Here is a 25183-nt window from a genome sequence, read left to right on the forward strand (position 1 = left end):
CTATCCCAACAGTTTGGGCAGTAATTTGCTTGCGGTTTCCACTGCCAGGCAGAGCATTACGGCAAAGATGATCCAGCCGGTGACGGTGAGGAACTGGGGATGATGATAATCCCCCACCACGGTCTTCTTCCGGGCGGCCAGGAGCAGAGCCCCCAGCACCAGCGGCAGGATCAGCCCGTTCAGGGCCCCGGCCAGGATCAGCACCTTCACCGGTTTGCCGATGAAGGCAAAGACGGCAGCAGAAAAAATGATAAATCCAATGATCAGATACCGGTAATTTTTGTTCAGGCCTTCACTGAAGGTCCGGATGAAAGAAACAGAGGTGTAGGCGCAGCCGATGACGGAAGTGATGGCCGCGGACCACATGACCACCCCGAAGATCTTGTAGCCCACTTCCCCTACGGCCAGTTTGAACACAGAGGCCGGCGGGTTGGCCGGATCCAGGGTATAGCCCTGGCTGATGACCCCCAGAGCCGCCAGGAACAGGAACACCCGCATGACACTGGTGATCCCGATGCCCGTCAGAGAACTGCGGTTCACTTCGTCCAGCTTGTCCACCCCGCAGATGCCCGCATCCAGCAGCCGGTGGCCGCCGGCGAAGGTGATGTAGCCGCCCACGCTGCCCCCTACCAGGGTCACAATGGACATCAGGTCGATATGGTCAGGCACAAAAGTCTTGGTCACTGCTTCCCCCACCGGAGGATGGGAAGTGACCGCCACATAGATGGTCAGGAGCACCATGACACCTCCGGCGATCTGGGCGAACTTGTCCATCAGAGTGCCGGCTTCCTTGCTGGAAAAAATGAAGATGGCAATGGCCGCGCTGATCAAAGCCCCCACAATGGGAGAGATCCCGAACAGCACATTCAGCCCCAGGCCGGCACCCCCCAGGTTGCCGATGTTGAAGGCCAGGCCCCCGAACACCACAAAGGCGGACACCAGATAGCCCAGGCCCGGCAGCACCATGTTGGCAATGTCCTGGCCGGGCTTTTTGGCCACAGCAATCACCCGCCACACATTCAGCTGGGCAATGGCATCGATGATGATCATGGCCAGGATGGCAAAGCCGAAGCTGGCCCCCAGCTGGCCGGTAAATACCGTAGTCTGGGTCAGGAAGCCCGGTCCGATGGCGGATGTGGCCATCAGGAAGGCAGCACCCAGCAGTACGCTGATGTTGGATTCTTTTTTCATAACAAACTTCCCCCTCATTTGGATCCTGTTATGGTTTTTTCTGGAACGGTCGGGTCCCGTGCTTTTTCTCTTTTTTTACAGCACGCTCAGATCCGCGTTCTTTACAATGGGTACCCCGTGGACATTAGCCATCCGGCATGGACCCTCACCTGTTATTTCAGGAAGGTTCCGGCAGCAGCGATTTCCACCCCGTTTTCCTGGAGGGCCTTCCGGATTTTCTGGGTGAACAGCAGTGCCTTTTCCCCATCCCCATGGACGCAGATGGTATCCGCCTTCACCGGGATCACCTTGCCGCTGAGGGTGGTCACCTGGCCCTTCAGCACCATGGACAGCACCTGGGCAATGGAAGCATCCTCATCCGTGATCATGGCACCGGGCTGGGTCCGGGGCGTCAGGGAACCGTCTTCCTGATAGCTCCGGTCCGCAAACACTTCCGAAGCCACCTTCAGACCGATCTTTTCCGCAGCCTTGACGCTTTCGCTGCCGGCCAGGGCAAACAGGATGATTTCCGGATCCACATCATAAATGGCCTGGGCAATGGCTTCCGCCAGGGCCGGATCCTTGGCCGCCATATTGTACATGGCTCCGTGGGGCTTTACATGCTGGAGCCGGGTGCCCGCCGCTTTGGCAAAAGCACTGAGCGCCCCCACCTGATACACCACCATGGCATACACATCTGCCGGAGAAACGGCCATTTTCCGACGGCCGAAACCCACCAGGTCCGGGTATCCGGGATGAGCCCCCAGGGCTGCGCCGCTCTTTACCGCCAGATCCACCGTCTTTTTCATCACGGAAGGATCCCCTGCATGGAATCCGCAGGCAATGTTGGCGGAAGTCACCAGCGGCAGGACCTTGTCATCCATGCCGATTTTGTAGGCGCCGAAACTTTCTCCCAGATCAGAGTTTAAATCAATTTTCATAATATTACCCCTTTCCTTTGCTACATACCGAACATTTAGGATATTACCATGATTCTCGTTATTAATTAACTACGTCACATTTTCTTCACATTATACTGTATACACACCTCCAGCCTGTCAAATTTGTTATAAAGTCCTCCCCTTCTGTCAGCCCAGCATCTTCAGGATGGTCTGGAGGCTCATGTACAGCATCACTGCAAAGACCAGCCAGCCTGTATAGAACAGGAAGGAGGAATGACGGTAGGCCCCCACGATTTTTTCCTTCTTGGCCGCCAGCAGCAGAGAGCCCAGCACAATGGGCAGGATCAGCCCGTTGAGAGCCCCCACCACCACCAGCACCATTACCGGTTTGCCGATGAAGGAGAAAATGAAGGAGGAGAACAGGATGAAGCCGATAATCAGATACCGGTGATATTTTTCCAGGGTGGGGCTGAAGGTCCGGATAAAGGAAACAGAGGTATAGGCACAGCCCACCACGGAGGTAATGGCCGCAGACCACATGACCAGACCGAAGATCTTGTAGCCCAGGTCACCGGCTGCCAGTTTGAACACAGAAGCCGGCGGGTTGGCCGGATCCAGGGTCAGCCCCTGGGAAATGACCCCCAGTGTGGCCAAAAACAGCAGGATCCGCATCAGGCTGGTGATGCCGATGCCCATGGCCGAGCTCTTGTTGACCTCCTTCATGTTTTCCACCCCGGTGATCCCCGCATCCAGCAGCCGGTGGCCGCCGGCGAAGGTGATGTAGCCGCCCACACTGCCCCCTACCAGGGTCACGATGGACATCACATCCACCGTATCCGGCATGACGGTTTTGGCCAGAGCCAGCCCCACCGGAGGATGGGAGGTAACGGCCACATAGATGGTCAGGAGCACCATGAAGCCCCCCACGATCTGGGCGAACCGGTCCATGAGGGCCCCGGCACTTTTATTCAGGAAGATGAACACAGCAATCACCGTGCTGATGAGAGCCCCGGTCACCGGGGACACCCCCAGCAGCACATTGAGCCCCAGGCCCGCGCCCCCTACATTGCCGATGTTGAAGGCCAGGCCCCCGGCCACCACCAGAGCCGATACGAAATACCCCAGCCCGGGCAAGAGGGCGTTGGCAATATCCTGGCCGGGCTTTTTGGCCGCCGCAATGATCCGCCACACATTCAGCTGAGTAATGGCGTGGATCAGGATGGTGGCCAGGATCACAAAACCGAAGCTGGCCCCCAGCTTGCCGGTGAACACGGTGGTCTGGGTCAGGAACCCCGGTCCGATGGCCGAGGTGGCCATCAGGAAGGCCGCCCCCAGCAGTACACTCCAGTTGGATTCTTTCATGATGGGTTGTTCCTCCAATCTTTGTCGTTTAATTCTGTAAATTCTGATACAAAAAAAATCGAACTGCTGAACCTTCGCTACCCTCCTTTCCAATTGTACCGTAGTAAAGTGCACGGTTTCATTATAACTGAAAATTAACCGCTTGTTGAAGGGAATTCTTGGATAATTTATGCAGAAAGAAAAAGGCGTCAGACACGTGTCCAACGCCTTTTCATAGAGCCCGCCGGGCGGACGCTTGTCCCTGTACAGCAGGAGGGGCGCCGGGCCTGCGTCCCCTACGGTTTTTTTCAGAAGTCTCTCTGTAATCTGGCGGGTCTCCCGGCGGTGAGGCCCCTACGGACCCGTGCATATCCTGCCGTTGCCTGTTGCGGGCGCACCGGGCGGCACGGCTCCGCCGGCCTTGGTGACGCCCCTACGATTCCGCAATGGATTCTCCAGTCAAACCATTCCACTCTTCACTCTTTCCTCTGCTCTATCCCCCTTATCCTCTTCCTTTGATCACCCGTACCCGCTGGATGGTGGGATTCCCTTTGCTGTCTTTGGCAATGGTATCCACCCGGATCCGTTCCAGTTCCGGTTCGAATTCGTTGAGGATCCGTTCGCTGAGCCGGGCGCCTTTCTGCATTTCCCGATAGACGATCATGGCGAATTCATACCGGGTCATCATCCGGTCGCCTTTGAATTCTCCATCCGGATACCCTTCCATGATGCCGTTCCCGTAGAGCTGGGCGATTTCGTTGTAGGCCCAGTGGTTCTTTTCCACATCCGGGAACAGTTTGGTCAGAGTGGGATCCAGCTTCCGTCCGGCGGCCACATCGGCCAGGGCGCCCCGGAGGTTTTCCACTTCCTTCCGCAGATCTTTCAGTTCCTTGGCCATGGCCACCCGGCTGTTGGACACATGGTTGTGCTGACCCAGTTTGAAGGTGGCACCCACATTCACCATGTTTTCTCCGCCGCCCACGCTGCCGCCCAGGCTGAACATCACATCCTCATTGGGCCGGTAGAAGGCCCCCAGGGCCACGGCATTGGCCCCGCTGTAGCTGCCGGCCCCCACCGCAAAGTCCAGTTTGTCATCCGGATCGAAATCCAGAGGATGGAGAGCCGCCAGGGCTGCCGCATTGGCCCCCACCCGGTCCACCCGGGCATCCAGTTTGGTGATGGAACGGCTCATGTTCTGGACATCTCCAGAAAGATTCCTGATATCTCCCGTGTTTTTCTCCACCTCTTTCTGGATGCCATAGATCTGGCCCCCATTGACAGCTTCTTTGGAACCTGCTGCAATGGTCCCATCTCCCACATACGCTTTCTGGGCAGTAATGGTGTCCACGGCAATGTCTTTTTTCATCGACACCTGATAATTGGCTGCTTCTCCGGCACCCGCAGTATTCTGCACCTGGATATTGTCCCCTGCCGAAACAGTGGAATGTTTCCCTGCTTCTGCTGCTGCCTGGTTCAGTACCGCGCTGACTTTTTTCAACTGGGCCACATTGACGGCATCCGTATCCTGGGTCCCGGCGGCCACACTGGTGATCTGCCGGGTCAGCTCCGTTCCGCTGCCCACGGCCACTGCGGCTCCCGTCGCCACCCAGGTGGAGGAGGTATCCGTGGAAGCCTGTTTGGTGGAGGGATCATAGCCGGCTTCCCCGGCTCCCACCGATGCCAGGGAACCGCTTCCCAGGGCCACTCCCCCTTCTGCAGTAGCGTTGGCATTGTGCCCCAGGATCACCACATTCTTCTGGTCCGTGGTGGTCATATTATCTGCTGACCCCAGCACAACGCTGTTGGTGGCCCCGGACAAAGTCCTTTTGTCCCCCAGCAGCAACGCCGTATTCGTATCTTTCACCGTATTGCCGGACCCGATTACGGACACATGCTGGACATTGGAAGCGGTATTCTTGTATCCGGATACCATATTGTGGCTGCTGACGGCTGCGCTGGCCCCGGTCACCTGGTTTCCCACCCCGATGATAGCCGTCTTCTCGGTGTAATCTGCCTTGTTCCCACCACCGATGGCCAGGGTGGCGCCGCCGCTGTCAGAAGCGGCAATGGCGGTCCTCAGTTTTTCCGCAAATTCTTTGGCGGAAGCTCCGCTGTCTGAAGGGACACCACTCAGACTTGTTACCGAATTGGTGATTTCATTCCCCGCCCCGTAAATCAGGGCCCCGTTGGAATTGAAAGCCCGGTTGGCCACCCCGCTGATGGTATTGGCAATCCCTGAGTAATAGCTTCCCGTTTTGGATTCAATGCTGTTCAGGGCTCCGTTGATGGTGGCCCCCAGGTTCTTTACCGGATTGGCCAGCCGCCCACCGTTATACTCACTGGAAATGATGTTGTACACACCGGTACTGGTGGTGAACGCCCCATTGCTGAAGCTGTTGGCCCCGATGGTGGTGGCATAAACGTTCAGGGCATCAGTCCGGGTGGAAGCACTGTCCACCGTGGTATCTCCCAGCTCTCCCTTGTAATTGTGGGACCCGATCATGGTACTGCCGGTACGGGCAAAGGTATTGTCCCCGATGGCGATACTGCCGACGACTTTTGTAGGGTCAGCAGGGATCCGTGGGGAAGAGAACCAGCTGCCGCTGTAGGTGGTCTGCCCGAAGGCAAAACTGGCTTCCCCTCCGCCGGCCATGTTTTCCACTTTGGCATTTTTGCCGATGGCGATGCTGCCCCCCTGGCTGGCATAGTTGTTGATGTTGGCTCCATTGCCCACCACAATATCCCCGGTGGCATTGCTGGCGCCATTGGAATAGGAAATCCCCGCCCCCTTCCCAATGGCCACATTCTCAGCTTTGGGGGCATTGCTCCCTGTGCCATATGCAACACCGTTTCCCGCTCCCGTTGCAGTGTCTGCCGCATAGGTGCAATTGCCAAGAGCCGAAAGGATCAGCAGGGTCAAAGCGGCACTCCGCAGCTTTTTCCCCTTTCCCTCTGGTCCGGCTGCCACCTGTTCCGGCACAACCCTACGGCCCTTTTCCGTCTGCTTCCGTACTGCCTGATTGATTCTTTTCATAAGTTCTCCTTTTCCCCAGCAAATTTTTCGTTGTTTGCTTTTTTATCCTATCAATCAGGCATTTTATTTACAATATGTATATATTATAAATAAATTATATTGCATTTTGTATATCTTTATTGAACATCAGCCTATATATCAACTACTCTCTACGGTTTGCTGTTTATATTATATTTGTTCTGCTGTTTTTCTTCCGCCCGTCTTTCCTCATTTCATTTCCTCACGCTGTTTTCTTCTGTCCAAACAAATACCCTGCTGGCCAGCAGCAGGGTATTTGTTGTCTATGGATTGAGTACCTGTCAGTTCAACAGCTGTTGAACTATTCGGACATTTCATGATGTGAACCATAGGGGATCTTTTCTTTATTCCAACACCCCCAGTTCCTTCAATCCCTCTTCCAGGGCATCCATATCCTCGTCATTCCGGGTTTCCACCAGCAGGGTATGACGGCCCTGGGTCAGTGTTACGATCAGAGGACCTTTTTCTTCCCGGAGCCGGTCCATGTACTGCCGCACATCCCGCCGGCTGTACAGTTTCATGGGCACCTGGATCACCCCGTAGACCTCATGGGACAGGACCAGACCATGGACGATGCCCCCATTGTCCACCACCACATTCAGTTCGGCTTCCAGTTCTCCGTCATCCATGGCCCGGCTCTGGCAGTGGATTTCCTGATGGAACCCTTTTTCCTGTGCTTCTCCTGCCAGCTGATACCCCCGGGCAGTGGAAATGATTTTTTTCCCGCTGCTCCGGAGCAGGGCCACATCGCTTACAATAATCTGCCTTGTCACATTCAGGGCTTTGGACAGAACCACTCCGGTCAGGGGTTCTTCCGCATTTTCCAGCATCTCATACAGTTTTTCTCTTCTCATCTGATTGTCCATGTTTTTACCTTTCCTGCTTTCTTTTCCAAGGATCTCGTTTGTTCAGGACGTCCACATTCTCAGCACGGTTTACTGCTTAAGAACATTTATTTTTTACAGAAGAACATTTATGTATTATACCACACTTTTTGATACAAATCATGAATATTTCATTCTTTTTATCTCATAATTATGTAAATACCTTTGTCCATTTTTGTGCTTGCAACTGCCCGTTTTCCTGTTTCCTGGTCCGCATTTGTATAGATACGGGACAGAAACGGCGATATGCAAAAAAATCCATTTCACTGCATCCTTTATCCAACTAAAGGATACCAGTAAAATGGACTTTTTCGAAATATATTTTTATTAAGAGCTATATTTAAAAACTAAAAGGCTTTCTCCTTTACAATCTTCCGGCCATGATTTCCAGCCCTCTCTTTTTCAGCATTTCCATCATGTCCTCCATGTACCGGGGCACTTTTTCCCGGCGGTGGAAGGCGGCCACCACTTTTCGCCGGTGTTCCGGCACGTCCAGCTGATACAGGTTCACCGGTTTGGCATACCGGAAAGTTTTGGTGTAGGCTTCCCGGACCAGGGTGATGCCGAATCCTTCCGCCACCATCTGGAGGATCAGTTCGATGCTCCGGATGGTATAAATATGGCTGGGACGGATCTGGTGCTTCCGGAAGATCCTGTCCTGGAGGTCCCGGGAAGATTGTTCCTGGGTGGTGGACAGGAGCACCTGGCCGTTCAGGGCTTCCGGTGCCAGGATCCCGTAGGGATGGCCTTCCCGGAACACCGCCTGGCTGTTGAGAGGATGGCCCTGGGGTACGGCCACCAGGAATTCTTCCTCGAACAGTTCCCGGAACTCCATGGTCCGGTCCCAGTTTTCCCCGTTGACGATGATCATGTCCAGTTCATGGTTGTTCAGCAGTTCATTCAGGAACATGATGTTCCCCTGACGCAGGGTCAGTTCCACATGGGGCCATTTTTCCCCGAAGGCCTTCAGCACCCGGGGCAGCAGCCAGGGACCCCGGAGCAGGGATATCCCCAGCCGCAGACGGCCTACTTCGTCACTGAGGATCATGTTCAGTTCTTCATTGAACTGGTTGGATTCTTCCAGGATTTTCCGGGCATGGAGGACATACCGTTCCCCAGCCTTGGTCAGTTCGAATTTTTTGCCTTCCCGGTCGAAAAGAGGGGTCCCCAGATGTTTTTCCAAATTGCTGATGTAGATGCTCAGGGCCGGCTGGGAAATATACAGCCGGTCCGCCGCCCGGGTCAGGTTTCCGTATTCCGCCAGCGTACACACATACCGCTGTTCTTTCAGTTCCATTGCGTCTCCCACCTTGTGCTGTGTCTCCCTTTTGTTTTCCTCATGAGGCGTATTGATTTCCTTTATGATTCCATGAGAGCTATTATACAATAAAGCAGGAAATATGGCAAAATTTGTGCAATTTGTTACACATATATGGATATATGTATTGATTTGATGTATAGTATCTTTATCTGTCGGCTATGATGAGGCGGGTCTCCCGGCGTGAAGCCCCAGGGGACCCGTGCATATCCTGCCGTTGCCTGTTGCGGGCGCACCGGGCGGCACGGCTCCGCCGGCCTTGGTGACGCCCCTACGGTTCCGCAATGGATTCTCCGTTCTATACTGTACCCATAAGTGTGGACACTTTTTAAGAGTAGCACCTGCCCATAAAATTGGACAGGCTACAATTTGAATCCTTTAAAATTGACGTGCTCATTTTGGACCCAACCTATTGAACACAATCATATGTATGTGGTATCCTCAAATCCAATAAAGCCAAGGAGAATCCACATGAGCAGAAAACTTTTTACTGAGGAACAGATTGCAGCGTTGCGTCAGAACCCTTATGTGTATAGCGTAAGCCGCTCTACCCTGGTCCTGAGGAAGTCCTTTAAAGAAATCTTTTACACCGAATATATGGAAGGAGTCTATCCTAAAGACATCTTCAAAAAATACGGCTTTGACCCTGCTGTGCTGGGCGAAAGACGCATTGGCGGTGCTCTCCAGCATATCAAAGAGGAATATGCCAAATATGGTTGTTTCTATGAAGGCAGGAGACCCGCCGACAGGTCTGACACCGCCGCCAAGGTCAAGCCTGAAGATGACATTAAGGCCCTCAGACATGAAGTTGAATACTTGCGGCAGGAAGTGGAATATTTAAAAAAAATTTCCGCGATCAAGAACACAAAAAGGTAGGTTCTCTGCTCATGAACGATTCCTCTTGTGTGTTCGAAATCATAGAAAAGACGGTAAGTACCAGCGAGAACAGACTTTCCATCAGCAGTTTATGCAAGATGGCAGGCGTGTCCCGAAGCGGTTATTATGCCTGGGTAAAGGCGGAAGCATTTCGGCAGGCCCAGCAAGAACAGGACCGCAAGGACTTTGAACTGATCCTTGCCGCTTACAAAAGACGAGGGTACAAGAAGGGGCGCCCGCAGCATCTATATGGAGCTGCTCCACATGGGATCCGCCCGTCATTATGAATGTGAAGAAAATCCGTCGTCTGATGAAAAAGTTCCACCTGCTTTGCCCCATCAGGAAGGCGAATCCCTATCGGCAGCTGGCGAAAGCCCTGAAGACCAATACGGTGGCCGATAATCTGCTGCAGCGCCAGTTTGAGGACTATGGTCCTCGCATGGTACTGCTGACAGATATTACCTATCTTCCTTACAATGGGATCTTTGCTTATCTTTCCACCATACTGGATGCCTATACCAAGCAGATTCTGGCGTATGTCCTCAGCGATTCTTTGGAGGTGGATTTCGTGGTAGAAACGGTGAACAACCTGATTCGAGATCACGGCGTCTCACTGCATGCTGAAACCATCGTGCATTCTGACCAGGGTTGCCATTACACGAGTCACAGCTTCATCGATATCCTCCATGACAAGGATCTCAGACAATCCATGTCACGGCGGGGGAATTGCTGGGACAATGCGCCGCAGGAAAGCTTCTTCGGCCGTATGAAAGACCATGTGAAAAAGAAAATTGCAGCAGCAGTGAGCTTTGGGGAGGTGAAGGCCATCGTAGATGATTACATGGATTATTACAACAACGAGCGCTACCAGTGGGAACTGGCGAAACTGTCGCCAAACGAGTTCTACCAATTTGTAACAACAGGGGTTTATCCGCTCGATATTCCCAAGATGCCCGAGGTTCCTACATTGAAGCGGAGAGCCTGTGAGCTGGGGAACCAGCTCACCTCATAAAATGGCAAAAGCAGCCATTTTATGAGTAAGGAGCCAGTGCATAAGATTGGATGGTTAGGGGCCTTCTGATAGACAATTACCAAACGTCCATTTTAAAGGTACCAGGATTGTTGAACTGTCTAAAACAAGGGGTCCTACTTTTAGAAACTGTCCTTGACAAGGGGTACGGTTTATTCAAACTGACCCGCACTTCACTCTTCACTCTGCACTCTTCACTGTTTTCTCCCCCACCTGCCCTGCGATATACCGCTCCAGGGCCTCCACATAGGCCTTACCCAGGCGGCTGAGATGGGTCTGTTTGTGGGTCAGGAGGCCGATGTGCATGTCCCCTTCTTTCTGGAGGGGCACGGCGATGATGCTGGCTCCGTTCAGTTTCTGGTCGATGACCCCGCTGCACACGGTATAGCCGTTGAGCCCGATCAGCAGGTTGAACAGGGTGGCCCGGTCAGTGACCCGGATGTTTTTGCTGCGGACCAGGGTGCTGAAGATCTCTTCGGAAAAATAGAAGGCGTTGTGGTCTCCCTGGATGTAGGACAGATAGGGATAGGGAGCCAGTTCTTCCATGGAAACGCTGTCCCGTCCCGCCAGGGGGTGGGACGCGTTGAGGAACACATGGGGCCGGGCCACGAACAGTTCCCGGAACACCAGGTCGTTGGCCTTGAAGATTTTCTGGAGGACGGCTTTGTTGAAAGCATTGTAGTACAGGATGCCGATTTCACTGCGCATGTGGGCCACATCGTCGATGATGGTGTAGGTCTGGGTCTCCTGGAGGCTGAAATCGTAGGTATCGCCCCCGTACTGTTTGATCAGATCCACAAAGGCGTTCACCGCAAAGGAATAGTGCTGTGTGGACACGGTGAATTCCTGCTTGCCCCCGGCCTGTTTCTTGTACCGGGATTCCAGGAGATCTGCCTGTTCCAGCACCTGCCGGGCATAGCCCAGGAAGATTTCCCCGTCCCGGGACAGGTGGACCCCCTTGTTGGTCCGTTCAAAGATCTGGATGCCCATTTCCCGTTCCAGTTCCCGGACCATCTTGGTGAGGCTGGGCTGGGTGATGAACAGGGTCTTGGCCGCTCCGCTGAAGGTTCCGGCTTCGGCAATGGCCACAATATAGCGCAATTGTTGTAAAGTCATGGTTTTTCCTGCTTTCTTTCGATTTCTTCCGTCCGTATGGTTCTCATTATACCATAGCCCCTCAGAGATACGGGGCAATATCCTTCTTCCGCAGCAGCCACAGGGGGACCAGCCCTCCCAGGGTCCCGGCGCCCAAAAGGAGCGCCGGGGCCAGGAATCCCTGCCACAGGGGAACCCAGCTCATCTGCACCGCCGCCTGCTGCCCGATGCCTTCTGCCGCCAGCAGGCTGCCGCCCCATCCCAGGCACCAGCCCAGGGTGCTGCCCAGAAGGAGCAGCAGGAATTGTTCCAGCAGCAGCAGAGCCTGGGTTTTCCGGCGGCTGGCTCCCAGGGCCCGGAGCAGGGCCCATTCTTCCATCCGGGAAGTCCCGTCCCAATACAGGGCCAGCAGGGTCACCAGGGTGGCCGCCCCCAAAAGGCCCAGGGACAGAGTGATCCAGAACTGCCGGCTCTGGCCCACCATCCCATAGAGGGCGATCAGACTCTGGGCCGGGAACAGCAGCTGGGAGGGGCCGCCTTTTTTCCGCTGCCAGGCGGCCAGCAGCGCCATGGCCTGACCATACCCCTTGGGCCGGACCAGGATGGCAGTCACTTCCCCCTTCTGGCCGGAGACCAGGGCGGCTCCATGACCGGCATGGGCTTCCCAGATGTCTTTCAGAGGAACCAGGATGGCTTTGTCATAGGGTCCCTGGACCGGAGCCAGGATTCCCACCACCCGGTAGGGATGATGGTGGGCTTTTCCTTTGCCAATGAACCCGTGGCTGGACTGGAACACATCTCCCACCTGGAGCCCGGTGAGCCGGGCGGTTTCCGCTCCCAGCACCGCTTCCCCGGTACCGGCAAAGCTCCGTCCCCGGGCAGGCCGCAGCCAGGGCTTGTGTTCCCCGGGCACCACATAGGAAAAGATTTCCGGTTCCGTGCCGCAGAGCCGGAACCCCCGGTAGCTGTCCCCGAAAGCCAGGGGCAGCACCCTGTCGGCTTTGCCGCTCTGCCGCAGGTCATCCACTTCCCCATAAGGGATGTTCCCGATGGGCCGGTCCCGCAAAAATACCGTATTCAGCACCAGCTGGTAGGGAGACCCTTTGGCCCCTGCCAGGATGGGAAAGGGAGCCGCCGCCCGGTTCAGGCCCTGGCACAGGCCCCCGGCCATCTGGATCACAAACACCGGCAGGGCACAGGCCACCGCCGTCAGAAGAATCAGCAGCCCGTACCGGAGGGGCCGCCGCCACAAAGAAAGAAAAGCCAGACAGAGCATCACGCTTCCTCCTTCCGCAGTTCCAGCTTCCGGGCAAACCGGGCCTGGACCGCCGGATCATGGCTGGCGCACAGGAGCAGACAGCCGCTCCGGGCCTGATACCCCAGGAGCAGCTCCAGGATCCGCCGGCTGTTTTTTACATCCAGACTGGCGGTGGGTTCATCCGCCAGGAGCAGCCGGGGCCGCCGGACAATGGCCCGGACGAAAGCCGCCCGCTGCCGTTCGCCCCCACTGAGCTGCCGGGGAAACCGCCCGGCGCAGTCTGGCAGATCCACCTGAGCCAGAAGTTCCCGGATCTGCCCGGAAGAAACGGTTTGCCCGGCCAGCCGGCCGCTGAGCCGGATGTTTTCTTCCAGGGTCAGGAAGGGCAGCAGTTTGGGTTCCTGGAACACATAACCCAGGTTCTTTCCCCGCCACCGGGCCCGTTCCGGTTCAGAAAGGCCGGTCAGCTCCACCCCGTCCAGGACAATCCGCCCCCGGGTAGGCGTCAGGAGCCCGGCCAGACAGTGGAACAGGGTGGTCTTGCCGCTGCCGGAGGGTCCTTCCACCCCCCAGGCTTCCCCTTCGTCCATCTGAAAAGAAGGCAGGGTCAGTCCCCGGACCGTCCTGCCCCCTTCTTCCGGGTAATCACAGATCAGATTTTCCACTTCCAGCATATTTCCATCCTCCTGCGCAAAAAAGGAGGGGCCGGCCGCCGCTGCGGCCGGGAGCCTCCCTTCCTGCCTTATTCATCTATGGAGTCCGCCACGATCCGCAGCTGGCTCACAAATCCTGTTTCTTCATCGGTTTCACTGCCTGTCTCCAGGATTCCGGTCACCGTAATGGGGGTATCATAGGGCAGGGCCGTTACCGGATCGGACAGTTTCACCACCACAATGTTGTCCGGCCAGTCCGCATCCGTGGAGCAGAAGGGACAGACGGACATGGGCACTTCCGTCAGCACAAAGAACCGGATGGTGGGCGTAAGGGGCGGAGCCATGTAGCCTGTCATGGTCACCGTGCCCCCCGCCAGGTTCTGGACTTTATCCGAAAAGGTCAGTCCTTCGGAGGAATAGCCGCTGTACAGCTCTCCGAAAGACAGCTCCTCCGCTGCAGCCGGCAGGGCCAGGGACAGGGTCAGCACCAGGGCCAGGAGCCCCCGCTTCAGCCAGGCCATGTCACTTCCTGGCCTGGGTCAGGTGGACTTTGGTTTTGTTGCCGTCGATACCCAGGGCCCGCAGCATCCCGAAGAACACTTCCGTGTTGTCCATGGTGCCCTTGAAGTATTCGGAACCGGGACCGCCGGCGTTCAGCAGAATATCATCGGCGCTGTGGCATTCCTGGGGATCGTCCTTGGGAGTGTTGGCAGGCATCAGTTCCGCCGGGTCTCCCGGATGGATCCGGGCCGGGTTGGCCTTGGAGCTGGCCTTGGTCACCTGATGGAATTCCACCTTGTCCCCGATGGCGGACTGTTCCTGTTTGGTTTCCGTTACGGACAGGGCCGGCGGGGTGGGTTTCTTCATGAAGTGGTAGTTTTCGTAGTATTCCGGATGGTTGGCGTACTGGACGGCCAGGGTCACATCCGGATCCGGATTGTCCGGGAATCCGTCATGATTTTCATCCTTGAAGGTGGGGAATACGGAATTCTGGTACACCCGGACGGCTTCCGTGCCTTTCTTCCCATCCCGTTCATGGTAAGTGCCGCTGATGGAAACCCCATGGGCATGGTCGGCCAGAACGATGATCAGGGTATCGTTCCCCCGTTTCCTGTTCCAGTCTTCCGCATACTGGATGGCCTTGTCGAATTCAATGGTATCATAGGCTGCCCGCTGCCAGTCCATCACATGGAGCTGCTTGTCGATGGAAGCCCCTTCGATCATGGCGAAAAAGCCGTTGGGATTCTTGGACAGGATGTCCAGGGATTTTTTGGTCATGTCCATCAGGTTGGGCTGGTCGGTGAACCCTTTCAGCACCTGGGGATCCTTCAGCATTTCCCGGTCCAGGTACACGTTCATGGTACCGGTGTGGAACAGCCCCAGCAGCGGTTTGTCGCTGGGCGCCGCTTTCATTTCCGTGGAAGTGCCCACAAAGGTGTAGCCCAGGTCCTTGAATTCCTGGATTACGTTTTCATCGTCCTTCCGTTTGGATCCCGGGGTGCTCTTGGGCAGGTACCGGGCAGAGCCTCCGCCCATGATCACATCGGGACGGTGGTACTGGTCCAGGTAGCTGCTGGCCAGCCAGTCCTGTCTGGCCCGGCGGCGGGTATGGCCGATCATGGCAGCCGGGGTGGCGTCGGTGGATTCGGCCTGGGTGACGACCCCCACGGACATGCCCCGGGTCCGTTTCACGATTTCGGAGATATTTTCCACTTTGGGGTCATCAAAAGGATCCTTGGTGGAATCTTCATAGACCCCCATGGCGTTCACCACGGATTTGTGGCCGGTGGCATAGGCGGAAGCGGAGTTGGCACTGTCGGTGACCAGGGAATCATAGCCGCTGGTGGTGATCACCGCATTGTGCTCCAGTTTTTCCATGGCCAGAAGATCATTGTATTTCCCGTTGGTCAGACCCTTGGACAGGATCCGGGCGATTTCCCGGGCCTGGAGGCTCATGCCGTCCCCCACGAACAGGATCACGTTCTTGGCCCGTTTGGGCGCCTTTTCGCTGACCACGGTATAACCGGCGGCGGAAACCCCTTTGCCGGCCCCGTCCTGGGCGGTGACCTTCACTTCATAAGCACCGGTCTTGGGGAAGGTGACCTGGTCAGCCCGGTAGGAAGTGACCCCGTTGCCCAGATCCTTCTTCACCAGTTTCTGCCCGAAGAATTTGTCCGCAGGCTGGCCGTTGACGGTGATGGCCACGTCCTTCAGCTGCTGGTCCCCTTTGACTTCCACATCGAAGTCAAATTTGGCTCCGGCCCAGAATTTGGCCCGGTCCACCGGCAGGATGCGGACTTCCGCCGCTTCCACAGAGGGCAGCAGGCCCAGGAAGGAACTTCCCAGCACCGCTGACAGGATCGCTCGTTTCAGCCACTTTTTTTCCATGGATATGCCTCCTAAACCTTTCCCTGCTGGTTGGTGCAGGGAAAGCAAAAATGAACTTGTTGTCTGCACAGGTATAACTATAGGCGGTCTCTGTCAGATTCCAGTCAACGGTTTGTCAAATTTGTGTCAAATTTTAAGGGTGCTGCTGAAGCAGCCCCCTGGTCACGGGTCGCGACCCGCGACCAAAAAAAGGACTGCTGCGCACGCAGCAGTCCTTTTTCCTCAGTCCATCGTAAACCCGTTGTCCCCTTTCAACAGGTTCTTTTTCATGTACAGCACCCAGTTGCCGATGTTGGTGCCGTGGTCGGCGGTCCGTTCCATGTATTTCAGGAGCAGCACGTAATCCACGTAGGAGGCCACATCTGCCGGGTCATCCTTGATGGCGTCGGTGAGCCGGGGCAGCAGACGCTCGAAATCCGCGTCCACGATATCGTCCTTGTCCCCGATGTACCGGGCCTTTTCGTCGTCCCCTTCCAGGTAGCACCGGAAGCTTTCTTCCAGCAGGGACTGCATATCCTCGTACATCTCTTTAAACCCTTCCGGAGGCTTCACCACCGGATTCCGTTCCAAAATCCGGGCAATGTACAGGGCCATGTCGGAGCAGTGGTCCGCAATCCGTTCCAGTTCGCTGAGCACCCGGAAAGTCCCCATCAGGCTCCGCCAGTCGGAAGCCACCGGAGACTGGAGCACCTGGACGGTCAGGTCCTTCCGCATGATCCCCCGGATCTGTTCGTCGAACTGATCGTCCCCATCCCGGACAATCCGGGCTTTGTCCAGATTCTGGGTGAACAGGGCCGTCTTGGTTTCCTCCAGGGTCTTTTCCAGATTGCCGATGAGCACCCGCACATCGTCCTGGATTTCCACCAGGGTCTTTACATAGGCATCTCTCATAATGGCTCCTCTCTCAGCCGAACCGGCCGGTGATATAAGATTCCGTCCGAGGTTCGGAAGGATTGGTGAACAGGGTTTCCGTATCGTTCATTTCCACCAGTTCACCCAGGTAGAAGAAGGCCGTTTTGTCGGAAATCCGGCTGGCCTGCTGCATGTTGTGAGTGACGATGACGATGGTGTAGTCCTTTTTCAATTCCAGGGCCAGGTCTTCGATTTTCTGGGTGGAAATGGGATCCAGGGCGGAGGTGGGTTCGTCCATGAGGATCACCGAAGGCTGGGCCGCCAGGGTCCGGGCGATGCACAGACGCTGCTGCTGCCCGCCGGAGAGCCCCAGGGCGCTTTTGTCCAGCCGGTCCTTCAGTTCGTCCCAGATGGCCGCCTGGCGCAGGCTCTTTTCCACGATGTCCGCCAGCTGGGCCTTGTTGGTGATGCCCTGGACCCGGGGCCCGTAGGCCACGTTGTCAAAAATGCTCTTGGGAAAAGGAGAAGGCTGCTGGAACACCATGCCCACCCGATACCGGAGGGCCAGAGGGTCCACTTCCTTGAAAATATCCTTTCCTTCGAACAGGATCTGTCCTTCCACCCGGCACCCGGATACCCAGTCGTTCATCCGGTTCAGGGTCTTGAGCAGGGTACTTTTGCCGCACCCGGAAGGCCCGATCAGGGCGGTGATTTCATTGCGTTTCACTTGCATATTGATATCCTTCAGAGCCTGATGTTTTCCGTAAAACAGGTTCAGGTGCCGGATATCGAAGACCAGGGTTTCCGGAGAAACCGGTCCGTTTCCTTGTTCAGTCATCTGCAGTTCCCTCCATCTTCTTTTCCAGCCGCCAGCTGATATACCGGGCCAGTACGTTGAACAGCACCACCACTAGCATCAGGATGGCAGAGGTGACCCCGGCGATTTTCGCCGCATCCGGGCTCAGGGCTTCCGTCCGCATGACCCACACATGGAGAGCCAGGGTTTCCCCGGGGCGGAAAGGATTCAAAGGACAGGTGGTGGAACTCATATTCCAGTTCCCCCAGTCGATGTCCGTGGACATGCCGGCGGTGAACATCAGCGCGGCAGCTTCCCCGAAGCCCCGGCCGGCGGCCAGAATCAGGCCGGTCATGATCCGGGGCAGACAGGCCGGCAGCAGCACGTTCCAGATGGTCTGCCATTTGGAGGCCCCCAGCCCCAGGCTGCCCAGGGTGTATTCCGGCGGCAGGTCCTTCAGGGCGTTTTCCGTCACCGACACCATAAGGGGCAGGGTCAGGATGGACACGGACAGGGCGCCGGCCATCAGGTTCCACTGGGAACCGGTCATGACGATGAACACCAGGTAGCCGAACAGGCCCACCACGATGGACGGCAGGGAGGACAGGGTCTCCACCGCCATCCGCACCCAGTTGGTCAGCTTCCCGTCCCGGGCGTATTCCGCCAGATAGATCCCGGCGGGGATGCCCCACAGGGCACTGATCACCAGGGCCAGGAACACCAGATACAGGGTGTTGAAGAACATGTCCCGGAGGCTCAGCAGGATATCTGCCGTAAGGGCCCCCAGGCCCTGTCCCACCACATCCAGGATAAAGGCGAAGAGCAGGATGGCGGAACCGGCCGCCCCGGCTGTAAAGAGCAGGCTCATGAACCGGTCCATGGCTTTTTTCTGTGCAAGGTCTCCCATGGCTCACTCCTCCTCTTTCAGCTTCAGGGGATCTTTCCCAAAAGTGTGGATGATAAAGATCAGGATAAAGGAAATCACGAACAGCAGCAGGCCCAGGGTCCACAGGGCTGCACTGTATTCCCCGCCTTCCATGGCGCCCCCCATGTCGTTGGCGATCACCGTGGTCATGGTGGAAGCCGGCATGAACAGGGAAGTGGGGAACCGTTTCATCTGGCCGATGACCATGGCCACCGCCAGGGCTTCTCCCAGGGCACGAGGCCCAGCACCACGCCGGTGAAGATGCCCCGCTGGGCTGCCGGCAGGATCACGTTCCGGATGGTTTCCCACCGGGTGGCCCCCAGGCCATAGGAGGCATCCCTCCAGCTTTTGGGCACCGCCAGCATGGCATCAGCGGCCATGGTGGTGATCACCGGGAAGATCATCACCGCCAGTACCAGGGCTGCGGCCAGTACCGAGAACCCGAAGGGCATGGGGAAGATTTTCCGCAGGAAGGGCACCAGCACGGTAAGCCCCACCCAGCCGTAAATGACGGAAGGGATCCCGGTGAACATTTCCACAATGGGACGGATCAGCCGCTGGACTCCGGGAGAAGCCATTTCCGACATATAAATGGCCGCCGCCAGGCTCACCGGCAGGGCAAACACCAGGGACAGGAAGCAGGTAACCAGGGAACCGCTGATGAACATGGCGGCCCCTACCTGGCCCCCGCCCTCCATGGTGTCACTGGGCTTCCACTGGGCGGAAAACAGGAATTCGGTTATGTTGTGGCCGAAATCCCAAAAGGTGCCGCTTCCCTTCACAAGAAGGAAAGCGGCCATCAGGAAAGGCAGCAGGGCCGCTGCAATGCCGCAGGCCGTGATCACGGACTGTGACAGGGACTCTTTGCGGTGTACCTGCACCAGTTTTTTTGAAACCTTTTCGTTAATCATGAGCGGTATCTTTGACCTGCATCTTGCTGCTTACACCATACCCCAGTTCTTCGATCCGTTTGCCGTAATCGGCGGACAGCAGGTAATCCAGGAAGGCTTTTACAGCCGCTTTCGGATTTTTACCGGTGTAAACATGTTCATAACCCCATACATTGTACTTGCCGGAATAGGTGTTTTCCAGAGTGGGAGCCACGCCGTCGATGGCAACGGTGGCCACCGTGTCGTTCTTGGTCAGGTAGGGCAGGGCCACATACCCGATGGCCCCTTTGTTCTGGGCTACGCTCTGGACCAGCAGACCGGAGTTATCGGTTTCCAGGGATTTGTTGGCGGCTTCTTCCGCACCGCCCATGGCGTATTTGCTGAACAGGGCACGGGTGCCGGAAGTCTTGGGCCGGGTCACCAGGGTGATGGGTTCATCCGGGCCGCCCACTTCTTTCCAGTTGGTGATCTTGGCGGTGAAGATGTCGGTGAGCTGCTGTTTGGTCAGGCTCTTGACTTTTTCCGCCACATCCTTGTTGACGATGGTGGCCACGGTCATGACGCAGATTTTGTGGTCCACCAGTTTATCCGCTTTTTCCTTGGGCAGTTTGGAAGCGGCCGGCACGTCGGAGTTCCCCATATCCACGGAACCGTCGGATACCTGTTTCAGGCCCATGCCGGATCCTCCGGCGTTCAGGCTGATGCTGACTTCCTTGTGCTGCTTCTTGAAGCTTTCGGCGGCATCCTTCACCAGCGGCAGCAGAGCGGAAGAACCGGATCCGGTGATGTTGCCGCTGACCGCAGCCGGTTTCTTGGTGTCAGCGGCTTTCTGCCCGCCGCAGCCCAGGGCTCCCATGACCATCATCCCTGCCAGGACCGTCACAGCCAGCTTTTTCCATTTGTTTTTCAAGATCATCTTCATCGCTCCCCTTACAGAATTTCCTTGATGACAGTATTGCTTTTGTCTATGGCTATAAGATACCAGAGTCATGTAAAAAGTAAGGGCAGGGTTTTGTAAAGAATTGTAAAAAAGAGATGTGAAAAAATGATTTCTCATTTTTTCACATCTCTTTTTTTGTCAGCTGTCAACGGTCAGCGGTCAGCAGCCGATGGAAATCAATTTTTGCAAATTGATTTTGAAACAGCATAAACCGTAGGGGGCGCAGGCCCGGCGCCCCGCAAAACACATGGTCAGCTGCTGATTTGGCGGGCGGCCGGGCCTGCCGCCCCTACAGGAACGATTTATATAACGGTTGCCGTTGTTCAAAGCCAGCTTTGCTGGCTTCCTTTGGCCGTTGACTGTTGACAGTTGACAGGTAAAGGGCTGAGCTCTTTACCTCCCCAATCTCATCTTGAAATCTTCGTATCCGAACTTTTTCAGCACCTTTACCGAGCCGTCCTCTTCCAGCACGTCGATGTCCGGCAGAGGCATGCCGTTGAAGGTGTTGTTCTTGCAGGTGGTGTAGATGGCCATGTCTCCGAAAAGCAGCATGTCCCCCACTTCCAGGTCCCCGTCGAAGCTGTAGTCTCCGGCCACATCCCCAGACAGGCAGGTGCCGCTGCCCAGGCGCCAGGTCACCGCCCGTTCTCCCGGTTCCCCGGCTCCGTACAGAGGGGGCCGGTAGGGCATTTCCAGCACGTCCGGCATATGGCAGGCAGCGCTGGTGTCCAGGATGGCGATCTTCACATCCCCGTTTTCCACCACATCCAGCACCCGGGTGGCCAGGTAGCCGGCATTCAGGGCACAGGCCTCTCCCGGTTCCAGGTACACGGTCACATCCCAGGCCTTCTGGGCCCGGCGGATGCATTCTTCCAGCAGGGGGATATGGTAGCCCGGACGGGTAATGTGGTGCCCACCCCCCATGTTCACCCATTTCATTTTGGGCAGCACATCCCCGAACTTCTCTTCCACCGCATCCAGGGTCTTTTTCAGATCATCCGCATCCTGTTCGCACAGGGTGTGGAAATGGATCCCGTCCAGGAGCTCCACCAGATCCGGAGTCATCCAGGCATCCCACTGGGCCCGGGTGGTCCCCATCCGGCTGCCGGGGGCACAGGGATCATAGATGGCGTGGCCTTCCTGGGTGGAACATTCCGGATTGATCCGGAGCCCCACGCTTTTCCCGGCCTTTTTGGCCATGGGGCCATAGGTTTTCAGCTGCCGGGGCGAATTGAACACAATGTGATCCGCCACCTGGCAGACTTCTTCCATCTGGTCGGCCCGGTAGGCCCCGCAGAACACGTGGACTTCCTTCCCCGGCATGGCTTCCCGGCCCAGCTTCGCCTCATAGAGGCCGCTGGCTTCGGTGCCCGCCAGGTACGGTTCCAGCACCGGGTACAGGTCGTAGTTGGAAAAAGCCTTCTGGGCCAGGAGGATCCGGCAGCCCGTCCGGTCCTGTACCCCTTTCAGGATCTCCCCGTTCCGGCGGAGGGCCGCCTTGTCCAGGATGTAGCAGGGGGTGCCCAGCCGGCCGAAAGCGGCCTCCGGTGTTTTCCCCTGCAGGCCCGCAAAGGCGGGACGGTCCTCCCGCACCTTGTTCCAGTCCATTATTTCACCAGCGCCGGATCATGGGATTCGCTCCGGGGCAGGCCGTGCTTGTCCAGGGCATCCAGGAAGGGATCCGGATCGAATTCTTCCACCGTATGGACGCCGGGAGTGGTCCATTTGCCGGTGAGCAGCATCAGGGCACCGCACATGGCCGGTACGCCGGTGGTGTAGCTGATGGCCTGGCTGCCCACTTCCCGGTAGCAGGCCTGGTGGTCGCACACGTTGTAGATGTAATAGGTCTTGTCCTTCCCGTCCTTCTTCCCGGTGAAGATGCAGCCGATGTTGGTCTTGCCCTTGGTCCGGGGACCCAGGCTGGCGGGATCCGGCAGCAGGGCCTTGAGGAATTTGATGGGAACGATTTCGTGGCCTTCAAAGTTGATGGGGGTAGTGGACAGCATGCCCACATCCTCCAGGCAGCGCATATGGTCCAGGTAGCTCTGGCCGAAGGTCATGAAGAACCGGATCCGTTTCACCCCGGGGATGTTCTTGGCCAGGCTTTCGATTTCTTCGTGGTGGAGCAGGTACATATCCTTTTCGCCCACCTGGTCGAAATCATATTCCCGTTTGATGCTCATAGCCGGGATTTCCACCCAGTGGCCGTTTTCCCAGTAGCTGCCAGGGGCGGACACTTCCCGCAGGTTCACTTCCGGGTTGAAGTTGGTGGCAAAGGCATACCCATGGTCCCCGCCGTTGCAGTCCAGGATGTCGATGGTGTCGATGGTGTCGAATTCATGCTTCTGGGCATAGGCGCAGTAAGCCTGGGTCACCCCGGGATCGAACCCGCAGCCCAGCAGGGCGGTGAGGCCGGCTTTTTCGAATTTTTCCTTGTAGGCCCACTGCCAGCTGTAATCGAAGTAGGCGGAGAACCCTTCTTCCTTGCAGCGTTTTTCGTAGATGGCCCTCCATTGGGGATCATCGGTGTCTTCCGGTTCGTAGTTGGCGGTATCCATGTAGTTCACCCCGCAGGCCAGGCAGGCGTCCATGATGGTCAGATCCTGGTAGGGCAGGGCGATGTTCATCACCAGATCCGGTTTGTAGCTTTTGATGAGGGCGATCACCTGATCCACCTGGTCCGCATCCACCTGGGCAGTGGTGACTTTGGTGGCGGTTTTTCCCTTCAGTTTTTCCGCCAGGGCATCGCATTTGGATTTGGTCCGGCTGGCAATGCACAGTTCGGTGAACACATCGCTGACCTGACAGCATTTCTGGATGGCCACGGAAGCAACCCCGCCGCAGCCGATAACAAGGACTCTGCTCATAGTATTTTCCTCCTTGACTTCTTGTATTCTCAGATAAAACCGTAGGGGCCGCAGGCCTGACGGCCCGCTTGCTGCACATACTGTCTGTAATTCGGCGGGCTCCCCGGCGTGGAGCCCCTACGGATCCGGTTTACACGTTTAAAAATTTTACCTGCAAATTTATCCTTCGGCCCGAGACCCGTGACTCGAGACTCGAGACCGAGGTTGCCCTCCGGGCAGCCTTACAACAGCGCCAGCAGCAGTTCCCGGACCACTTTGCAGGCCACGGCGGTGGAGGCGCCGCTGGCATCCAGCATGGGTGCCAGTTCGTTCACGTCGGCGGCCACCACATTTGTCCGGGCCACCAGCCGCAGGGCGTTCAGCAGCGCCATGAAGGTGACGCCCCCGGCTTCCGGGGTACCGGTCCCCGGGAACACCGAAGGATCCAGGCAGTCCAGGTCGATGGTGAAGTACACCGGAACCTGACTCTTTTCCAGATTCCGGACCAGCTGTTCCAGCCCTCCGAAGCTGAAGGGATGCAGGTCCGTGTGCTGCCGGGCGAACTGCCATTCCGCCTTTTCCCCGCTGCGGATGCAGAACTGATGGATCTTTCCGTCCCCGATCAGGTCGTGGCACCGGCGGATTACGCAGGCATGGCTCAGTTTGACCCCCAGGTAATCGTCCCGCAGGTCCGTGTGGGCATCGAAGTGGATGATCTGGACATCCGGGTACTTTTTCAGCACTGCCCGGAAAGCCCCCAGGGTCACCAGGTGCTCGCCCCCCACCATGAAAGGCAGTTTCCCGTCCTGGAGGATGGTGGCCGTCCGTTCCTCAATGTCCTGGAGGGCCATTTCCGAACTGCCGAAGCACAGTTCCAGATCCCCGCTGTCAAAAACGGCGTACTCTTCCAGATCCTTGTCCTGGTAGGGGCTGTAAGTTTCCAGCCCGAAGCTTTCGTGGCGGATGGCAGAAGACCCGAACCGGGTCCCGGGCCGGAAGCTGGTGGTGGAATCAAAGGGCGCCCCGAACAGGACGATTTTGGCGTCCTCATAGGGAGCATCACAGGCCAGGAAGGTTTCCACGTTATTTTTCAGCATTTTGGCACCCTTCTTCCGTTTCCACTTCCTTCAGCATCTCCTCCAGGAAGGCCGGCAGCCAGAAGGCTCCCACATGGAGCCGGGTGGTGTAGTACCGGGTGTGCATGTTCAGGGCTTCCCAGGCCGGAGCATCCAGGTCGTTGATGGGATGGTACTTTTTGCTGGCGAAGCCGAAGGTCCAGTAGCCCGCCGCATAGGTGGGGATATGGGCCTGGTACACCTTGCTGATGGGGAAGGTACTGACGATCCGCTGGTGGCTCCGCTGCATGGCGATGGCGTCTTCCTTGTAGAAGGGGCTCCCCTGCTGGTTCACCATGATCCCGTCTTCCCGGAGGGCGTTGTAGCAGCTGCCGTAGAATTCCCGGGTAAAGAACCCTTCGGAAGGACCGAAAGGATCCACGGAATCCACAATGATCAGGTCATAGGAATTTTCCCGGTGGCGGATGAATTTCAGGGCATTTTCAAAATAGATGTGCACCCGCCGGTCATCCATCCGGCAGGCGTTCCCGGGCAGATAGTTCCGGCAGGCTTCCACCACCATGGGGTCCATTTCCACCAGATCGATTTTCTCCACCCGGTCGTACCGGGTCAGTTCCCGGACCACGCCCCCGTCCCCGGCGCCGATCACCAGGATGTCCTTGATGCCCTTGTGGACCGCCATGGGTACATGGGTCATCATTTCGTCGTAAATGAATTCGTCCCGTTCCGTCAGCATCACATTGCCGTCCAGTGTCAGGACCCGGCCGAATTCCGGCGTTTCGAAAATATCGATCCGCTGGAAGTCACTCTGTTTGGAGAACAGGTGACGGTTCACCCGGAGGCTGTGTTTCACATCCGGTGTATGGAATTCGCTGAACCACATTTCCATTG

Annotated in this window: 22 protein-coding genes and 1 pseudogene; 3 read left to right on the forward strand and 20 right to left on the reverse strand. The window is 56.8% G+C overall.

Going from position 1 to position 25183, the window contains the following annotated elements; genetic code table 11:
- The 6 genes from ACFER_RS09580 to ACFER_RS09605 form a co-directional block, all read right to left on the reverse strand.
- Complete coding sequence (locus tag ACFER_RS09580; RefSeq protein WP_012939206.1) at positions 1-1191, reverse strand: NRAMP family divalent metal transporter; 1191 nt, start codon at positions 1189-1191, stop codon at positions 1-3.
- A gap of 152 nt (positions 1192-1343) precedes the next feature.
- Positions 1344-2114 (reverse strand): 5-oxoprolinase subunit PxpA, encoded by a 771-nt coding sequence (gene pxpA / locus ACFER_RS09585; protein ID WP_177180546.1) that lies wholly within the window; start codon positions 2112-2114, stop codon positions 1344-1346.
- A 144-nt stretch (positions 2115-2258) separates the two neighbouring features.
- Entirely contained in the window at positions 2259-3434 is a 1176-nt protein-coding gene (locus ACFER_RS09590) for an NRAMP family divalent metal transporter (RefSeq protein WP_012939208.1), read from the reverse strand.
- Between the two features lie 481 nt (positions 3435-3915).
- Entirely contained in the window at positions 3916-6447 is a 2532-nt protein-coding gene (locus tag ACFER_RS09595; protein ID WP_012939209.1) for an S-layer homology domain-containing protein, read from the reverse strand.
- 362 nt (positions 6448-6809) lie between these two features.
- A complete protein-coding gene (locus tag ACFER_RS09600; RefSeq protein ID WP_012939210.1) occupies positions 6810-7331 on the reverse strand; it encodes a transcription repressor NadR in 522 nt (173 codons plus the stop codon).
- 382 nt (positions 7332-7713) lie between these two features.
- Positions 7714-8646: a LysR family transcriptional regulator gene (locus ACFER_RS09605; protein WP_012939211.1), complete on the reverse strand. Its 933-nt coding sequence runs from the start codon at positions 8644-8646 to the stop codon at positions 7714-7716.
- Positions 8647-9138: 492 nt separating this feature from the next.
- Between ACFER_RS09605 and ACFER_RS09610 the strand changes: the two genes are divergently transcribed.
- The 3 genes from ACFER_RS09610 to ACFER_RS09615 are packed head-to-tail and all read left to right on the forward strand — an operon-like array spanning position 9139 to position 10555.
- On the forward strand, positions 9139-9543 hold the full coding sequence (locus ACFER_RS09610) for an HTH domain-containing protein (protein ID WP_012938407.1): 405 nt from the start codon (positions 9139-9141) through the stop codon (positions 9541-9543).
- Between the two features lie 11 nt (positions 9544-9554).
- On the forward strand, positions 9555-9830 hold the full coding sequence (locus tag ACFER_RS11320) for a hypothetical protein (protein WP_081443286.1): 276 nt from the start codon (positions 9555-9557) through the stop codon (positions 9828-9830).
- Positions 9827-10555, forward strand: coding sequence for an IS3 family transposase (locus ACFER_RS09615; RefSeq protein ID WP_081443287.1), 729 nt, complete (start codon positions 9827-9829; stop codon positions 10553-10555). Before ACFER_RS11320 ends, ACFER_RS09615 begins: the two co-directional genes overlap by 4 nt.
- Before the next feature lie 198 nt (positions 10556-10753).
- On the opposite strand, the gene ACFER_RS09620 is transcribed toward ACFER_RS09615, so the two are convergent.
- The 14 genes and pseudogenes from ACFER_RS09620 to speE form a co-directional block, all read right to left on the reverse strand.
- Positions 10754-11689, reverse strand: a complete 936-nt coding sequence (locus ACFER_RS09620; RefSeq protein WP_012939212.1) for a LysR family transcriptional regulator — start codon at positions 11687-11689, stop codon at positions 10754-10756.
- A gap of 61 nt (positions 11690-11750) precedes the next feature.
- Positions 11751-12944, reverse strand: coding sequence for an ABC transporter permease (locus tag ACFER_RS09625; RefSeq protein WP_012939213.1), 1194 nt, complete (start codon positions 12942-12944; stop codon positions 11751-11753).
- Positions 12944-13600: an ABC transporter ATP-binding protein gene (locus ACFER_RS09630; RefSeq protein ID WP_012939214.1), complete on the reverse strand. Its 657-nt coding sequence runs from the start codon at positions 13598-13600 to the stop codon at positions 12944-12946. Before ACFER_RS09630 ends, ACFER_RS09625 begins: the two co-directional genes overlap by 1 nt.
- 68 nt (positions 13601-13668) lie before the next feature.
- Positions 13669-14100: a hypothetical protein gene (locus ACFER_RS09635; protein ID WP_012939215.1), complete on the reverse strand. Its 432-nt coding sequence runs from the start codon at positions 14098-14100 to the stop codon at positions 13669-13671.
- Position 14101: 1 nt separating this feature from the next.
- Positions 14102-15967 carry an alkaline phosphatase gene (locus ACFER_RS09640; protein WP_012939216.1) on the reverse strand — a complete coding sequence of 622 codons (1866 nt, stop codon included), beginning with the start codon at positions 15965-15967 and terminating at the stop codon, positions 14102-14104.
- A gap of 222 nt (positions 15968-16189) precedes the next feature.
- A complete protein-coding gene (gene phoU / locus ACFER_RS09645) occupies positions 16190-16858 on the reverse strand; it encodes a phosphate signaling complex protein PhoU (protein ID WP_012939217.1) in 669 nt (222 codons plus the stop codon).
- 13 nt (positions 16859-16871) lie between these two features.
- Entirely contained in the window at positions 16872-17657 is a 786-nt protein-coding gene (gene pstB / locus ACFER_RS09650; protein WP_012939218.1) for a phosphate ABC transporter ATP-binding protein PstB, read from the reverse strand.
- On the reverse strand, positions 17650-18522 hold the full coding sequence (pstA, locus tag ACFER_RS09655) for a phosphate ABC transporter permease PstA (protein WP_012939219.1): 873 nt from the start codon (positions 18520-18522) through the stop codon (positions 17650-17652). Before pstA ends, pstB begins: the two co-directional genes overlap by 8 nt.
- A gap of 3 nt (positions 18523-18525) precedes the next feature.
- Positions 18526-19451: pseudogene (gene pstC, locus ACFER_RS09660) on the reverse strand (phosphate ABC transporter permease subunit PstC).
- Entirely contained in the window at positions 19444-20346 is a 903-nt protein-coding gene (locus ACFER_RS09665; RefSeq protein WP_012939220.1) for a phosphate ABC transporter substrate-binding protein, read from the reverse strand. The pseudogene pstC and the gene ACFER_RS09665 overlap by 8 nt, the downstream one beginning before the upstream one ends.
- Before the next feature lie 417 nt (positions 20347-20763).
- On the reverse strand, positions 20764-21978 hold the full coding sequence (gene nspC / locus ACFER_RS09670) for a carboxynorspermidine decarboxylase (RefSeq protein ID WP_012939221.1): 1215 nt from the start codon (positions 21976-21978) through the stop codon (positions 20764-20766).
- Positions 21978-23237, reverse strand: coding sequence for a saccharopine dehydrogenase family protein (locus ACFER_RS09675; RefSeq protein WP_012939222.1), 1260 nt, complete (start codon positions 23235-23237; stop codon positions 21978-21980). Before ACFER_RS09675 ends, nspC begins: the two co-directional genes overlap by 1 nt.
- A gap of 221 nt (positions 23238-23458) precedes the next feature.
- Complete coding sequence (speB, locus tag ACFER_RS09680; protein WP_012939223.1) at positions 23459-24313, reverse strand: agmatinase; 855 nt, start codon at positions 24311-24313, stop codon at positions 23459-23461.
- Positions 24300-25181: a polyamine aminopropyltransferase gene (gene speE, locus ACFER_RS09685; RefSeq protein ID WP_012939224.1), complete on the reverse strand. Its 882-nt coding sequence runs from the start codon at positions 25179-25181 to the stop codon at positions 24300-24302. The genes speB and speE overlap by 14 nt, the downstream gene beginning before the upstream one ends.
- Positions 25182-25183: the final 2 nt, after the last annotated feature.

It is taken from the genome of Acidaminococcus fermentans DSM 20731 (assembly GCF_000025305.1).
GTDB lineage: Bacteria > Bacillota > Negativicutes > Acidaminococcales > Acidaminococcaceae > Acidaminococcus > Acidaminococcus fermentans.